12 protein-coding genes are annotated in these 13,922 nt (G+C 72.0%); 6 read left to right on the top strand and 6 right to left on the bottom strand.

What is annotated here, in order from left to right; genetic code table 11:
* Positions 1-62 precede the first annotated feature (62 nt).
* Complete coding sequence (locus tag ABD331_RS20595; RefSeq protein ID WP_344477058.1) at positions 63-1,100, top strand: hypothetical protein; 1,038 nt, start codon at positions 63-65, stop codon at positions 1,098-1,100.
* A gap of 73 nt (positions 1,101-1,173) precedes the next feature.
* Positions 1,174-4,047 carry a DUF7507 domain-containing protein gene (locus ABD331_RS20600; RefSeq protein WP_344477060.1) on the top strand — a complete coding sequence of 958 codons (2,874 nt, stop codon included), beginning with the start codon at positions 1,174-1,176 and terminating at the stop codon, positions 4,045-4,047.
* A gap of 93 nt (positions 4,048-4,140) precedes the next feature.
* Here ABD331_RS20600 and ABD331_RS20605 read toward each other — a convergent pair whose 3' ends face one another.
* The gene (locus ABD331_RS20605) at positions 4,141-4,758 is read right to left on the bottom strand and encodes a GntR family transcriptional regulator (RefSeq protein WP_344477062.1); all 618 of its coding nucleotides are present in this window, start codon (positions 4,756-4,758) and stop codon (positions 4,141-4,143) included.
* 54 nt (positions 4,759-4,812) lie between these two features.
* Between ABD331_RS20605 and aceE the strand changes: the two genes are divergently transcribed.
* On the top strand, positions 4,813-7,272 hold the full coding sequence (aceE, locus tag ABD331_RS20610; RefSeq protein WP_344477064.1) for a pyruvate dehydrogenase (acetyl-transferring), homodimeric type: 2,460 nt from the start codon (positions 4,813-4,815) through the stop codon (positions 7,270-7,272).
* Here the strand turns inward: aceE and ABD331_RS20615 are convergent, their stop codons facing one another.
* Together ABD331_RS20615 and ABD331_RS20620 are read right to left on the bottom strand one after the other, a co-directional pair.
* Positions 7,273-7,710, bottom strand: coding sequence for a VOC family protein (locus ABD331_RS20615; protein WP_344477066.1), 438 nt, complete (start codon positions 7,708-7,710; stop codon positions 7,273-7,275). It lies immediately after the preceding gene.
* A gap of 1 nt (position 7,711) precedes the next feature.
* Complete coding sequence (locus ABD331_RS20620) at positions 7,712-8,275, bottom strand: DinB family protein (RefSeq protein ID WP_344477068.1); 564 nt, start codon at positions 8,273-8,275, stop codon at positions 7,712-7,714.
* A gap of 62 nt (positions 8,276-8,337) precedes the next feature.
* On the opposite strand from ABD331_RS20620, the gene ABD331_RS20625 reads away from it, so the two are divergent.
* Together ABD331_RS20625 and ABD331_RS20630 are read left to right on the top strand one after the other, a co-directional pair.
* Positions 8,338-9,345 carry a helix-turn-helix transcriptional regulator gene (locus ABD331_RS20625; RefSeq protein WP_344477070.1) on the top strand — a complete coding sequence of 336 codons (1,008 nt, stop codon included), beginning with the start codon at positions 8,338-8,340 and terminating at the stop codon, positions 9,343-9,345.
* A gap of 76 nt (positions 9,346-9,421) precedes the next feature.
* Positions 9,422-11,071: a RecQ family ATP-dependent DNA helicase gene (locus tag ABD331_RS20630; protein ID WP_344477072.1), complete on the top strand. Its 1,650-nt coding sequence runs from the start codon at positions 9,422-9,424 to the stop codon at positions 11,069-11,071.
* A gap of 7 nt (positions 11,072-11,078) precedes the next feature.
* On the opposite strand, the gene ABD331_RS20635 is transcribed toward ABD331_RS20630, so the two are convergent.
* The 3 genes from ABD331_RS20635 to ABD331_RS20645 form a co-directional block, all read right to left on the bottom strand.
* Positions 11,079-11,525, bottom strand: a complete 447-nt coding sequence (locus ABD331_RS20635) for an iron chaperone (protein ID WP_344477074.1) — start codon at positions 11,523-11,525, stop codon at positions 11,079-11,081.
* Positions 11,526-11,614: 89 nt separating this feature from the next.
* Positions 11,615-12,355 (bottom strand): hypothetical protein, encoded by a 741-nt coding sequence (locus tag ABD331_RS20640; RefSeq protein WP_344477076.1) that lies wholly within the window; start codon positions 12,353-12,355, stop codon positions 11,615-11,617.
* Positions 12,342-12,854: a SigE family RNA polymerase sigma factor gene (locus ABD331_RS20645; RefSeq protein WP_344477078.1), complete on the bottom strand. Its 513-nt coding sequence runs from the start codon at positions 12,852-12,854 to the stop codon at positions 12,342-12,344. Before ABD331_RS20645 ends, ABD331_RS20640 begins: the two co-directional genes overlap by 14 nt.
* A 130-nt stretch (positions 12,855-12,984) precedes the next feature.
* Here ABD331_RS20645 and ABD331_RS20650 point away from each other — a divergent pair, with 130 nt between their 5' ends.
* A complete protein-coding gene (locus ABD331_RS20650; protein WP_344477080.1) occupies positions 12,985-13,860 on the top strand; it encodes a hypothetical protein in 876 nt (291 codons plus the stop codon).
* The last annotated feature ends 62 nt before the right edge of the window (positions 13,861-13,922 follow it).

The raw sequence follows: 13,922 nt of genomic DNA on the forward strand, positions 1-13,922 counted from the left end.
CGGTGGGAGGCGGCAGGAAGGGCCGGACGGGTGCTTGCCCGCGCGTGTGGCGGGAGGCGGCGATGAAGAGTGAGGAGGAGCTGGCCCGGGCGTTGCGGACGATCGGGGAGCGGGCCGAGGTGCTGGACCTGCTGCCCCGCGTGGCCGAGCGGCGTCGGCGCAGGAGGGCGCGGCGGGCGCGGGCCGCGCTGGCGGCGGTGTGCGCCGTGGTGCTCGGGTGGAGCGTGGTGGCCCTGTGGCCTGCCAGGCAGGCCCCGGTCATCGGTACGCCGGAGCCGGTCACGGCCGTCGAGCGGATGTGGCCGCGGGCGGTGTTCACGATGCCGGGCCGCTACCGCCCGCTGGCGGCGATCGACGCCACGCGGGTGCTGGTGACGGCGGAGCCGGGCACGATCGAGGTCTACGACTCCGCCACGGGCCGTTCGAGGACGGTGGTCACGCTCCCGGACCTGCGCCACCGGGTGGCGGCCAGTGGCGCGTGGGTCGTCTGGATGGACGACGAGGAGGTTGGCTTCGCGCCGACGGACGGCACCGGGGAAGCGGGGCGGCAGAGGTTGCCCGACGGGGACGACGTGGACCGGATGGAGATCGCGGGCGATGAGGTCGTGTGGTCGGCGCCGCTGGACGGCGTGTGGCGGATGAGCCTGCCCGGCGGGACGATCGAGCGGGTGCCCGGGTCCGACGGGCTGCAACTGGCGGCCTGGCCGTGGGCGACCGACGAGCCGCTCGACATCCGGACCAACCCCACCAGGCTCGTCAACCTGGAGACGGGCGAGACCGTGCGCATCAGGCCGGCGCGCGGCGTCGAGGGCCTGCGTTGCGGGCCCACCTGGTGCCTGGGCGTCCGGGACGGCGACGCCGTGGTGCAGCGGATCGACGGGAGCCAGGCTCGCGTGCAGCCGGAGCTGGGCGGGCAGGTGGGCTCGTACCCGTACGCGGATCGGTTTTTCGACGGTTCGGCGGTCTACGATGCCGCGGCCGGTGTGCTCGTCCCGATCGAAAGCGACGAGTGGTCCTCCGGGCCGGGCGTCGTGGCGTGGGAGGCGCGGGGCGGTGGGGTGCGGGTGCTGAACCTGGCGGCGATTCCGCCCGCGAGGTGAGTAATGCTCTACTCATGTGCCCGTGAGGGGAGGCAGGCGAGTCTGGTCGCTCGATCCGACGAGGGGAGCGGATGTGCGAACGCGGCTGGCTCGGCTGCTGACCGTCGTGTTACTGGCGGTGGCGGGCATGGCGTACGGAGGCGCGGTCCCGGCGCAGGCGGATGCGGTGGAGGTCACCGTCACCCTGTACCGGGTGCAGGAGCTGTCGTGCGACGAGGGTGACTTCGAGGCGTGCGGCAACGACTACTACCCGAAATTCAAGATCGGCTCCAACGAGCTGTACGACGGCAAGGACGACTTCTGCTGCGCCCACGGCGGGGACTTCACGACGAACTGGGTGCACAAGGCGACGGTCGACACCAGTGAGAACCCCGTGGACGTCCACCTGGAGTTATGGGACCAGGACGACTGGAGCGGCGACGACGTCATCCACTGGGCGACCACCGGCGACTACCTGGATCTCAAGTTCGACCTGTTCACCTGCGTGTTCACCGGCGGCGGCCTGAGCGTCCAGCAGGGCGCGAACCTGCCGACGCTGGCGGGGCAGAGCGAGACGACCGGCGCGGACACGGCCAGGGGCTACTTCACGATCAGCACGCCCGACTGCGTGCGGAAGGTCAACGAGACCGACAGCGACGGCGACGGCATCATGAACGGCTGGGAGACGCCGAACGGCGGCCTCGACGTCAACAACGACCAGAAGATCGACCTGGCGCTGGGGCAGCCGCCGTACAACGCGTTGCCGTACAGGAAGGATCTGTTCGTCGAGGTGGACCACATGGAGGGCTTCAAGCCTGTGGACGGCGCGCTGCAGGAGGTGGTCGACGCGTTCGCCGCCGCGCCCGTTGACCCGTCGCCCGGCGGCTTCCGCGGTGTGAACCTGCACGCCGCGGTGGACGAGCAGGTCCCGCACATCGGGGCCGTCAACTTCAGGAGCGAGCCCGACGGGGACGGCAACGACTTCTACGACGTCAAGCGCGGCAACCCGCGCGGCCCCTGCACGGGCTTCTTCGGCACCCGCGCCGACCGCGCGGACGCCAACTGCGAGCACATACTGAACGCCAGGCGCCAGGTGTTCCGGTACGCGCTGTTCGCCGACACGTTCACGGAGAACACCAGCTCGTCGGGCAGCGCCGAGTGGGCGGAGGCCGGGCCGCAGGGCGGCAACGACTTCATCGTCACGATGGGGGCGCTGAGCGACACGACGTTCGAGCGGGCGGGCGGCAGGAAGAAGGCCGAGTCCGCGACGTTCATGCACGAGCTGGGGCACACGCTCAGCCTGGGTCACGGCGGCGACGACGCCACCAACTGCAAGCCCAACTACCTCAGCGTGATGAACTACAACTTCCAGCTCCCGATCAGGGACTCCGCGCGCCCGCTCGACTTCTCCAGCGCGCACGAGGGCACCGCGCTCACCACGCCGCTGGACGAGGCGCACCTCAACGAGAACAGGGGCGTCTACGGCAACCCGCGCCCTGAGCGCAACATCGTGTTCGGCCGCAACGGCAAGCTGGAGCTGGCGCCCGCCAGCGACGGCCGCATCGACTGGAACGGCGCGAACGGCGACAAGGAGTCCGACGTCGCCGCCGACATCAACGACATCGACTCCATCAAGGCCTGCCAGGACCCCAGCCCCGGCGAGGTGCTCGACGGCTTCGACGACTGGGCCAACATCCAGTACAACCCCCGGCTGTTCAGCGGCTCCTTCGCCGACGGCGCCGGCAGGGAGGTCGTGGAGGAGATGACGGCCCAGACGATCCTGGACATGTCCCAGAAGGCAGACCTGAAGGTCGCCAAGTCGGCCGACAAGGAGGAGGCCGCGGGCGGCGACACCGTGAGCTACACGGTGCCCGTGACCAACCTCGGCCCCGGCCCGGCCAAGGAGATCGCGCTCACCGACACGCTGCCCGACGGGACCAAGGTGCGGCGCCCGCTGCCCGGCCTGGCGAGCGGCGCGACGGACACGCAGACGTTCGCGTACGAGGTGCCGTGCGACACGGCGGACGGCACGGTGCTCACCAACACCGTCACCGTCGAGGGCAAGGACGCCGACGGCGTGGCGGACCCGTACACGAGCGACAACACCGCCACGGCCGCCACCACGGTGCGCGCGCCCGTGCTGACGGCCGGGCTGACGGCCACGGCGGCGGTGAACGCGGGCGAGGCGATCACGTACACGATCAAGTACGCCAACACCGGCGGCGGCCCCGCCTCCGCCGTCACGATCACCGCCGTCCTGCCCGCGGGCGTCTACTACAGCCAGGCGCTCGACCAGGGCGCGGGCCCCAGGCCCGGCGCGGTGACGCTGAACGCCGACGGCACCAGGACGCTGACCTGGAACGCCGGCGACCTGCCCGCCAAGTCGGGGGAGAAGAGCATCGTGCTGACCGCGCGGCCGACGTTGCTGGCCACGGCGGGCACGACGTACACGGCGAGCTTGTCGGCCGGGTTCAAGAACGCCGGGCAGGCGTGCGCGTTCGACCCGGTCACCGCGACGGCGCGCACCTCGGTCACGGAGGTCAGGCCGACCAAGAACCCGGTGCTGCCCGCGGTGTGGGCGCTGCGGCCCGATCTGCGGACCGCCGAGGTGCTGGCTCGGGTGCAGGCGACCGACACGCGGTTCGACGGGGCCGACGGCTCGGCCGCCGACGGGGCGCTGTCGCAGCGGGAGGCTTCGGCCACGCTGACCCTGCCGGTGGTGCAGCCGCGTACGTTGCGGGCGGAGCTGCTGGCGGCGGCGCTCAACCTGGGCACGCGGCGGATCAACGCCAGCACTGCCATTGACACGCTCACCACCCGGGCGCTGGGGCTGGGCACGGTGGGTGACGCGGTCCGGTACGCGCAGGCGACCTTGGCCGAGCCGCCGACGGCGGCGAACCTGCTGCGGTACACGAAGACCACGCTGGTCCTCACCGAGATCAACTCGGGGCTGGCGGAGCGCTACTGAGGAAGGTGCCCGAGCGCCGCCGGAACGCCCGGCGGCGCTCAGGCGCGCAGGCGGGAGTGCAGGCGCGTGCGGGTGGGAGCGCTGGCGGTCGTTTCAGGGGCGGGCGGCGGGTTCGGCGTAGGCGAGGACGTGGTCGCGGAGCATCACGCCCGCCCGGGGGTCGTCGCGCTCGAACGCCGCCAGGAGCGGCTCGTGATCGGCGGCGTTGTCCAGGGCATCCGTACGCAGCAGGCGGAGCGACAGGTGCGTCCACACCTCGACGCCGAGCGACTCCCACACCGACAGCAGCACCTCGTTCCCCGCCGCCCTGACGATCTCGCGGTGAAAGGCGACGCCGTGACGCACCTGGTCGGACACGGAGCCCCCGGCCGCCTCGTGCAGGCGCTCCAGGTGGGCGCGCAGGGCCGCGACGGACGGGCGGCGCAGTCGTACGGCGGTCTCCTCCAGCCCGGCCCGCACCACGTAGACCTCGCGCACGTCGGCGTGGGTGAGGCGGCGCACGCGGGCGCCCTTGTTGGGGGAGAACTCGATCAGGCGCAGCGCCGCCAGCTCGCGCAGCGCCTCGCGCACCGGGGCCTGGCTGACGCCCGCCTCGGCCGCGACCTGCCGCTCGACGATGCGGTCGCCCGGCCCCCACCGGCCGTCGATGAGGCCGTCGAGGAGGGTCTGGCGGATCTGTTCGCGAAGCGGCGTACGGACGACGGGTTGCACAGGTCACAGACTACAGAACATCGGATGATCGATCATAGGGTGTTTAATGGAGTCATGGAGAAAGACCTGGACCCGCAGGAGACCGCCGAGTGGCTGGAGTCACTTGAGGCGGTGCGGCGGTCGGCCGGCTCCGAACGGGCCGACTACCTGTTGAGAAGGCTCGCCACCAGCAGCCGTCCGATCAACACGGTCCCCACGGCCGAGGAGCCGCCCTACCCGGGTGACCTGGCTCTGGAGGAGCGCATCTCGGCGTACGACCGCTGGAACGCGGCCGTCATGATCACCCGGGGCAGCAAGCACGGCCTCGGCGGTCATCTGGCCACCTACGCCTCGGCCGCCTGGCTGTACGAGGTCGGCTTCAACCACTTCTTCAACGGCGAGCACGACCAGATCTACTTCCAGGGCCACGCCTCGCCGGGCATCTACGCGCGCGCCTTCCTGGAGGGCAGGTTGAGCGAGGCGCAGCTCGACCTGTTCAGGCGGGAGCCGGAGGGCGGCCTGCCCTCGTACCCGCATCCGCGCAGCATGCCGGACTTTTGGCAGTTCCCCACGGTGTCCATGGGGCTGGGCCCGCTCAACGCCGTCTACCAGGCGAGGTTCAACCGCTACCTGCACGACCGCGGCATCAAGGACACCTCGCGCAGCCACGTGTGGGCCTTCCTCGGCGACGGCGAGATGGACGAGCCCGAGTCCACGGCCGCACTCACCTTGGCCGCCCGCGAGGGGCTCGACAACCTCACCTTCGTCATCAACTGCAACCTTCAGCGGCTCGACGGGCCGGTGCGCGGCAACACCAGCATCGTGCAGGAGCTGGAGAGCGTCTTCAGGGGCGCGGGCTGGCACGTCGTCAAGGCGCTGTGGGGCCACGAGTGGGACGGGCTGCTCGGCTCCGACGAGCTGGTCTCGCGGCTGGCGCAGGTGCCCGACGGGCAGTTCCAGACGTTCGCCGCCTCCACGGGCGGCTACATCAGGGAGCACCTGTTCCAGGGGCTGGACGTGCCGTACTCGGACGAGGAGCTGCGGCGCGTCGTGGGCGGGTCGCGTGCGGGCCACGAGCCGCGCAAGGTGTACGCCGCCTACCGCAGGGCGCTCGGTAACAAGGGCGCGCCCACGGTCGTCCTGGTGCAGACCGTCAAGGGCTGGATGCTCGGGTCGGGCATCGAGGCGCGCAACGCCAACCACCAGATGAAGAAGCTCACCCAGGACGAGTTCCGCGTGCTGCGCGACCGGCTGGGCCTGCCGGTGCCGGACGAGGCGCTGGAGGGCGAGCTGCCGCCGTACGCGCACCCCGGCCCCGACTCCCCCGAGGCCCGTTACGCGGCCGGGCGGCGCGCGGCCCTGGGCGGTGCGGTGCCTCGCCGCACGGTCGTCGCCAAGCCGCTGCCCGAGCCGGGCGAGCGCGCGTTCCGCGCGCTGGAGAAGGGCTCGACGCAGCCGGTGGCCACCACCATGGCGCTGGTCCGGCTGGTCAAGGACCTGATGAAGGACCCGGAGACCGGCCGCAGGTGGGTGCCGATCGTGCCCGACGAGGCCAGGACGTTCGGCATGGAGTCGCTGTTCCCCACCGCCAAGATCTACTCCCCGCTGGGGCAGCGTTACGAGTCGGTGGACAGGGAGCTGCTGCTGGCCTACAAGGAGGCCACCGACGGGCAGCTCCTCATCGAGGGCATCACCGAGGCGGGCTCGATGGCCTCCTTCGCCGCCACCGCGTCCAGCTACGCCACGCACGGCGAGCCGATGATCCCGTTCTACATCTTCTACGCGATGTTCGGCTTCCAGCGGACCGGCGACCAGATGTGGGCGCTGGCCGACCAGCTCGGCCGCGGCTTCCTCGTCGGGGCCACCGCCGGCCGCACCACGATGACCGGCGAGGGCCTCCAGCACGCCGACGGCCACTCCCAGCTACTGGCCTCCGCCAACCCGGCCTGCGTCGCCTACGACCCCGCCTTCGCGTACGAGGTGGGCGCGATCGTCCGCGACGGCCTGCGGCGCATGTACGGCACGACCCCCGAGGACGTGTTCTACTACCTGACCGTCTACAACGAGCCGCTCCCGCAGCCCGCCATGCCGGAAGGCGTGGAGGAGGGCATCCTGCGCGGCATCTACCGCTACAAGGAGGGCGGCGGCCAGGCCCACCTGCTGGCCAGCGGCACCGCCATCCACTGGGCGCTGGAGGCGCAGCGGATGCTCCAGGAGGACTACGGGCTGGGCGTGGACGTGTGGTCCGTCACCTCGTGGAGCGAGCTGCGCCGCGACGCCATGACCTCCTCCGGCGTGCCGTACCTCCGGCAGGCGCTGGCCGGGGCCGAGGGGCCGGTGATCGCGGTCAGCGACTGGATGCGCGCCGTCCCCGACCAGATCCGCCCGTGGATCGACCAGCCGTGGACGTCGCTCGGCACCGACGGGTTCGGGCTGTCCGGCACGCGCGAGTCCGTGCGCAGGCACTTCGGCGTGGACCCCCGCTCGATCGCCGACGCCGTCTTCAAGGCCGTCGAGGAGCAGGCGAGGCACTGATCAGTCCAGGCAGAACTCGTTGCCCTCCGGGTCGGCCATGATGATGTGGCCGAGGTGCAGCGGAGCGGCGGGGTCCTGCCGGTGCAGGCGGGTGGCGCCGTGGGAGACGAGCCGGTCGGCCTCCGACTCCAGGGCCGCCATCCGCGCCTCGCCCGACAGGCCGGGGGCGGCCCGCAGGTCGAGGTGCACGCGGTTCTTGGCCTGCTTGCCCTCGGGCACCCGCTGGAAGAACAGCCGGGGCCCCGAGCCGTCGGGGTCGACCACCGCCGAGGCGTCGTTGCGGCGCTCCGGCGGCACGTCCCAGGCGTCCAGGGCCTGCTCCCACGACTCGAAGCCCGGCGGCGGGCCGTCCAGCCGGTAGTGCAGGGCCTCGGCCCAGAACGCGGCCAGCTTCGCCGGGTCGCCGCAGTCGAAGGTGATCTGTACCTCGCGGGCCATGTCAGCTCGCCTCCCGTCGGGTGTGCAGGTAGAGGTCGCGCAGCAGGCAGACCTCGGCCAGGTGGTGGATCAGCTCGCGGTTGATGTGCAGCACCAGCGCCGCCATCGGGTGCTCGTCGTACGGCTCCTCGGCCTTGCCGCACGGGCGGGCCAGGCCGTCCTCGCCGAGCGACTCGACCCCGGCCAGCCAGGCGGCGTACTCCGTGTCGAGCTGGGCGAGCGCCTCGGCCGCCGTCGCGGCGTAGGGGAAGGAGTGGTAGTCGGTGGCCTCGCGGCCGAAGTGCGAGGCGTTGCGCATGGCCAGCACGCCGACGATGACGTGCCCGAGCCGCCAGGAGATCGTCGTGAGCGGCGCGGGGTCGGGCGGCGGGAAGGCGAAGTCGATGGTCATCGCGCCGGATCCGCCCTGTATCGGCGCGCTGCCCGTGCCGCGCGGGCGCACGTTCCAGGAGCCGGGCGCGGGCTCCCAGAAGTACTCGTCGTCGGTGAGGCCGTCGAGGCGGGAGCGCAACTGGTTGGTCCAGTGCCAGTCGATCTGGTCGCGGAGCAGTGCGTTCGTGGTCATGCTCGAAGCCTGCCCTCAATAGCGGACAGGATCGGTCCGTGATCTGTGGAAGCATGAGCCGCATGACCGCAGAAGGGACGACCGAGCGGGTGTTGCGGCTGCTCTCGCTGTTGCAGCGCCGGTTGTCGTGGACCGCCACCGAGCTGGCCGACGAGCTGGGCGTCACCGATCGTTCGGTGCGCCGCGACGTGGAGCGGTTGCGGGCGCTCGGGTACCCCGTGCACGCGACGGCGGGCGTCGGCGGCGGTTACCAGCTCGGCGCGGGCACCCGGCTGCCGCCGCTGCTCCTCGACGACGAGGAGGCGATCGCGACGGCGGTGTCCCTGCGGCTGGCGTCCGGTGGGACGGTCGCGGGGGCGGGTGAGGCGGCGTTGCGCGCGCTCGCCAAGCTCGACCAGGTGATGCCGCCCCGGCTGCGGGGCGAGGTGCGGGCGGTGCACGGGGCCACCGAGACGCTGCTCGGGCCCGGTGTCGAGATCGACGCCGAGCTGCTGGTGACGCTCGCGCGGGCCTGCCGCGACGCCGTGCGGGTGCGGTTCCTCTACACGTCGGCGCGCGCCGGTGCGGGGCGCGGGGGCGCGGAGCGTGGCGGTGCGGGGGACGGTGGTGCGGAGCGTGAGCGTACGGTCGAGCCGGTGCGGATGGTGGCCACGAGCCGCCGCTGGTACCTCATGGCGTACGACGTGGACCGCGACGACTGGCGCACCTTCCGGCTCGACCGCATGCGTGACGTGACCGCCACGACCTGGCGTTTCCAGCCGAGGGAGCATCCCGACCCGGTCGCCTTCGTGCAGCGGGGGGTGACCGAGGCGCCGTACCGGCATCTGGCCCGCGTGCGGTTGCGCGCCCGGCCCGAGCAGGTGCGGGAGCTGGTGCCGCCGCAGGTGGGGCGGGTGGAGGAGGATCGCGACGGGTGGTGCGTGCTGGTGTCCGGCGGTGACAACCTGGACGCGATCGCCGTGCACGTGGCCTGGCTGGGGTTCGAGGCGGAGGTGCTGGAGCCGCCGGAGCTGCGGGAGAGCGCCGCCCGGCTGGCCCGCCGCCTCGCCGCGATGGCCCAGGTCGAGTGACAGGGCTTGGACGACGGGCGCATGCCCTCCGCGAACGTGGGTACTGGCGGCCCACCGGGAGTGAAGGATGGGCGGCATGGGTTTATGGACGGGGTTGCGGGGACGGTTCGGCCGGCGCGGACGGCGGCTGCGGGCCACGGCCAGGCAGCGCTTCGGCTGGCAGAGCCTGCGGCCGGGCCAGCAGGAGGCGATGGAGCACCTGCTGCGCGGCAGGGACGTGCTGCTCGTCATGCCGACCGGCGGCGGCAAGTCGGCGGTCTACCAGGTGCCCGCCCTGCTGCTCGACGGGCCCGCGATCGTCGTCTCGCCGCTCATCGCGCTCCAGCGTGACCAGGTGACGAGCCTGCTCAAGGCGGACGCGGGCGGCGCGGTGGCGGTCAACTCGACCTCCTCGGTGGAGGCCGGGCTGGAGAAGGTGACGGCGGGGCACGCGGCGTTCGTGTTCCTGTCGCCGGAGCAGCTCGCCAAGCCCGACGTCGTGGAGCGGCTCGCGCAGGCGAGGCCGTCCCTGATCGCGATCGACGAGGCCCACTGCGTCTCGTCGTGGGGCCACGACTTCCGGCCGGACTACCTGCGGCTCGGGAAGGTCATCGAGCGTCTGGGCCATCCGCCGGTGGTGGCGCTGACCGCGACCGCCGCGCCGAACGTCCGCGAGGAGATCGTCCGCTCGCTCGGGCTGAACAGGCCCGTGGAGATCGTCAGGGGCTTCGACCGGCCGAACCTCTCCCTGGAGGTGCGGCGTTTCGCCCGCGCGGAGGACAAGAGCCAGGCCCTGGTCGAGCACGCCGCCACCCGCGACGGGCTCGGCCTCGTCTACGTCGCCACCCGCAAGGAGACCGAGGAGTACGCGGCGGCGCTGGCCGGCAGGGGACGCCGCGCGGAGCCGTACCACGGGGGCATGCGCGCGGCTGAGCGCACCCGTGTGCACGAGCTGTTCACCGCGGGAGAGGTGGACACCGTGGTGGCGACGTCGGCGTTCGGCATGGGCATCGACCGGCCTGACGTGCGGTACGTGCTGCACGCCGCGCCGCCCGAGTCGCCCGACGCGTACTACCAGGAGATCGGCAGGGCGGGCCGGGACGGCGAGCCGGCCTCGGCCGTGCTGTTCTACCGGCAGGAGGACCTGGGTCTGCGCCGCTTCTTCACCGGCGGGAGGGCCGACGGGGAGGCGCTGCTGCGCGTGGCGACGCTGGTGCGCGAGCACGCGGGCACGGTGCCCGCCGGCGAGCTGGCCGCGCTGCTCAAGATCAAGCCCTCACACCTGGCCAGGCTGGTCAACCTGCTGGAACAGGCGGGCGCGCTCGCCGTGACCGACGCCGGCGACCTGCGCTACGCCGACGCCGGGCTGACGGCGGAGCGGGCCGCCGCGCGGGCGGCCGAGCTGGACGAGACGCGGCGCCGCGTCGACGACTCGCGCATCGACATGATGCGCGGCTACGCGGAGACCAGCGGCTGCCGCCGCCGGTTCCTGCTCGCCTACTTCGGCGAGCCGTACGCCCCCGCCACCTGCGGCGCGTGCGACGCCTGCGAGAGCGGCCGGGCCCCTGAGCCGGTGCCCGAGCCCGGCCGCGGGGAGTTCCCCGTGCGGGCGAAGGTGACGCACAAGTTGTGGGGGCCCGGGACGGTGATGAGCCGGGAGCACGACAGGATCACCGTGCTGTTCGACTCGGTGGGTTACAAGACGCTGTCGCTGGCCGTGGTGGAGGACGTCCTGCGCCACGGGTAGCCGCGCCTCAGCTCGCCGCCTGCTTCACCAGCGAGGCGATCCGCGCCTCGGCGTCGGGGGTCAGGTCCGTCAGCGCGTACGCGGTCGCCCACATGGCGCCCTCGTCCAGGTTCGCGGCGTCGTTGAAGCCGAGCGTCGCGTACCTGGTCTTGAACTTGGCGGCGGGCTGGAAGAAGCAGACCAGCTTGCCGTTCTTCGAGTAGGCGGGCTGGCCGTACCAGAGCCTCGGGGTCAGCTCCGGGGCGTTCTCCTTGACGATGGCGTGGATGCGCTCGGCCATGATCCGGTCCGGCTCGGCGAACTCGGCGATCTTGGCGAGCACGTCCTGCTCCCCGTCGGCCTTGGTGGCCTTCGAGCCGCGGCGCGCGGCCTTCTTCAGCTCCTGAGCGTGCTCCTTCATCGCGGCCCGCTCGTCGTCGGAGAAACCGTCGAAAGTGCCCTTGGTGTCAGTCATTGGGGTGTTCCTCCCGTGCATGTCCTCTTGGGTGAATCTCATGTTAGGAGGGCGCCCCTGGCACGGGCTTCTTGAAACCTGATCGGTTGTCAGAGGGTCGAGCTGAGGCCCTCCCCGATCTTCTTCAGCTCCGCCGTGACGGCGTCGGCGCCGGAGAACTCCTTGGCGTACACGGGGCTGAACATGATCTCGGCCCACTGCCTGTCGTTCAGCTTGAGGAAGAGGGTCGGGGTGCCCGCCATGCCGTCCTCGCCGACGTTCGCGACGACCAGATAGCCGCTGCGCCCGGCGACGGTCACGTCCTGGCCCTCCTCGTCCTCGCGGTGGAGGCGGATCCGGTCGTCGATGTCCTGCATGGTCTGGTCCTCGTACATGAAGATCTGGACGCGGTAGCTGCCCTTCTCGTCGCCCTTGTAGAAGTACGAGGTCGTGTAGCTGTCGCCGTTGTCCATCGACCACTCGCCCCACACCAGCCGCTTGGGCAGGTAACCCACCCTGACGTGGCCGAACTCCCTGCCGTCGCCGAGGTCCCCGAGGGTTTCCGGCTCGGTCCGCGCGGGCGGGATGTCGTCGATGGCGGGCGGCTCCGGCACCGCGGAGGTGGTGGCCTGCTCGCTGGCCGGGCCCGCCGAGCCGCCACTCAGGTAGGCCACGGGCGCGCCGATGATGATCACGGAGGCGGCCACGCAGGCGGTCACCGCCGCCGCCTTGGCCCTGCGCCTCCTGGCCCTGTCGGCGCGGACCACCCGCTGCAGCAGGTCGGGCGCGGCGCGCAGCCGGGCGGTCTCGTGCGTCATGAGCCGCCGGATCTCGTCCTCAAGCGTGGGCATTCCTGATTGCTCCTTCCACTGTGTCCCGGCCGAGCGCCGTGCGGAGCTTGGCCGTCGCCTTCGACGCCTGGCTCTTGACCGTGCCGACCGAGCAGCCGAGCACCTCGGCCGTCTGCGTCTCGCTGAGGTCCTCCCAGTACCGCAGCACGACCACCGCGCGCTGCCTGGGCGGCAGCGCGCGCAGCGCCTCCATGAGCACGTGCTGCAGGTCGGGGTCGCCCGCGGGGGCAGGCGTCTCCGGCGGGCTGTGCGTGGGGACGATCTTGAGGATGGCCCGGCGGCGGGCCCGGCTGATGGCCGCGTTCACGATGACGCGGCGCACGTAGGGCTCCGGGTTGTCGTGGCTGACCCGGTCCCACTTCCTGTAGGTGCGTTCGAGCGCCGTCTGCAGCAGGTCCTCGGCCTCCACCGTGTCGCCACAGGCGAGGTAGGCGACCCGCAGCAGGCTCGTGGCACGCGCGGCCACGAAGGCGCCGAAGTCGTGCTCCACGCCGCTCACGGCTTTCTGTCCGATTTCACGCCTCCTAATACGCCCTGCCGCGGCCGACCGTTGCCCGCCCGCGCGAAACAATGTCAGGGCAACCTTCCGGGTGGTCCCAGGCGTATGGATGGTCGTGAGTCGACAACCCATGAGCAAGCTGATCTCTCTCGGCGCCGGCCTGGCCCTGGGCGCCACCGTCCTGGCCGCGCCGCCCGCCGCCGCGGCGGCTCCCCCCGAGGGCGCCTACTGGCACACCAGGTCGCTGACCGTCCAGCCCCACCAGTGGCGGTTCGGCACCAAGGCGGACTCCTACGCGCTGATGGAGCACAGCGTGTCGGAGAGGTGGACCGCACCCGGCGGCAAGTCCTGGTTCGGCTACCGCGAGCTGGGGGCGGTGCCCGCGACCGCCGCCGACAAGCAGGCGTGGCAGCGTGACGGCTCGCCCGCCAAGTGGAGCAAGTCGATCGACGGCAAGGTCGTGAAGCTGTCCACCCAACCGGCCAAGGGCCACGTGGGCCCCGTGCGCCAGCGATACGACCAGTTCTCTTTCGCGGGGCAGTGGCTGACCTACGACGAGGTGCAGCGCCTGCCGGCCGACCCCGACCGGCTCAAGGACTGGGTCACGCGGGCGGGCCAGGTCTTCCAGATCTCCGACGGGTCCATGGCGGGCTGGCTCACCGCGAACTTCGCGGAGCTCCTGCACGCCGTCCCCGCGCCGAAGGAGGTCCGCGCGGCGGCGTACCAGGGGCTGCTGAGCCGGCCGGGCGCCCGCCCCGGCGGCACCGCGAAGGACTCCCTGGGCAGGACCGGCGCCGTCCTGGTGCTGGAGAGCTCGAACGGGACGGGGAAGAAGGCGAGCACGTCCAGGCAGTCGCTGATCGTCGACACGGGCAGGATGGTGCTGCTGTCGCGAAGCCACGCGCTCGCAGTCGGCGGCGAGCCCTTCCCGGCCAAGTCGCCCGTCGAGACCCTGGTCGAGGTCGGCTGGACCGACTCACCGCCCGTCGTCCCCACCCTGCCCTGAGGTTTTCCACAGCAGGAGTGGGCGGAGCACCGCATTCTGCCGCGCGGCCGATCTCCCTAACG

This window comes from Nonomuraea monospora (assembly GCF_039531895.1).
GTDB lineage: Bacteria > Actinomycetota > Actinomycetes > Streptosporangiales > Streptosporangiaceae > Nonomuraea > Nonomuraea monospora.

Coding starts and splice junctions, on each gene's coding strand:
- ABD331_RS20650 (WP_344477080.1), top strand. CDS start 12,985: ATGAGCAAGCTGATCTCTCTCGGCGCCGGCCTGGCCCTGGGCGCCACC.
- ABD331_RS20620 (WP_344477068.1), bottom strand. CDS start 8,275: ATGACCACGAACGCACTGCTCCGCGACCAGATCGACTGGCACTGGACC.
- ABD331_RS20635 (WP_344477074.1), bottom strand. CDS start 11,525: ATGACTGACACCAAGGGCACTTTCGACGGTTTCTCCGACGACGAGCGG.
- ABD331_RS20615 (WP_344477066.1), bottom strand. CDS start 7,710: ATGGCCCGCGAGGTACAGATCACCTTCGACTGCGGCGACCCGGCGAAG.
- ABD331_RS20595 (WP_344477058.1), top strand. CDS start 63: ATGAAGAGTGAGGAGGAGCTGGCCCGGGCGTTGCGGACGATCGGGGAG.
- ABD331_RS20625 (WP_344477070.1), top strand. CDS start 8,338: ATGACCGCAGAAGGGACGACCGAGCGGGTGTTGCGGCTGCTCTCGCTG.
- ABD331_RS20640 (WP_344477076.1), bottom strand. CDS start 12,355: ATGCCCACGCTTGAGGACGAGATCCGGCGGCTCATGACGCACGAGACC.
- ABD331_RS20630 (WP_344477072.1), top strand. CDS start 9,422: ATGGGTTTATGGACGGGGTTGCGGGGACGGTTCGGCCGGCGCGGACGG.
- aceE (WP_344477064.1), top strand. CDS start 4,813: ATGGAGAAAGACCTGGACCCGCAGGAGACCGCCGAGTGGCTGGAGTCA.